The 676-nt window shown below is 30.5% G+C and carries 2 protein-coding genes; both read left to right on the top strand.

Features of this window, described 5'->3' with window-relative positions; all coding sequences use genetic code 11:
• The coding region (locus tag ADA55_RS28105; protein WP_153246075.1) for a DUF1657 domain-containing protein at positions 1-96 on the top strand (96 nt) is incomplete at its 5' end.
• A gap of 293 nt (positions 97-389) precedes the next feature.
• On the top strand, positions 390-676 hold a 287-nt coding region (locus ADA55_RS00810; protein ID WP_161798609.1), incomplete at its 3' end, for a YitT family protein.

The raw sequence follows: 676 nt of genomic DNA, 5'->3' as shown, positions 1-676 counted from the left end.
GGAACAGAAAATAAAGAAGCCAAGCAGATATATGAAAAAAACAGTGAAAACCTACAAAAAGCTATTGATAAAGTTACCCACATCTTAAAAAGTTAATTGTATCAGCGGTTTAGATAAGTTCATGGGTTATTTTCCTAACAGTTTTAAAAATATAGGAGGCAGGTAAATGCCTCCTAAAAAACTCACCAAAAAGTAGTTATTAAACGTAATGCCTTCTTCTATAAAATAGTGAAAGAAAGGTTTTATAAATATATGTAGAGAAAAGGGAATTTTAACTTGTCATGCCCATTTTCAAAAAAGTGACTTCATAACTAGTTACAAATTACAAATATAGCCTAATTCTGAAATCACATGCTTGTACATATATTAGCAGTAAAAAATGATAAAAGGTGATTTTTATTTTTCAGAAAGCAGCGGCTATTCTTATAGGTAGTCTATTATTAAGTATAGGAATAAACGGTTTTTTAATTCCACATCAATTGTTGGACGGAGGGATTACAGGAATTGCTCTCATCCTACATTATTACTTTGATTTTCCAACAGGTTTAGCTATGTTTCTTTTAAGCATCCCTCTATGCATATACGCGTGGATCTATGAAAGAACATTCTTTTATAATAGCTTTCTAGGTTTAATTGTTGCTTCTATATTCATTGATTGGCTAGAGCCTTTAAGAAA

The sequence above is a fragment of the Bacillus sp. 220_BSPC genome (assembly GCF_001054655.1).
Taxonomy (GTDB): domain Bacteria; phylum Bacillota; class Bacilli; order Bacillales; family DSM-1321; genus Peribacillus; species Peribacillus frigoritolerans.
The sequence above is the reverse complement of the archived record's forward strand: the minus strand, read 5'-3'. Positions and strand labels throughout refer to the sequence as shown.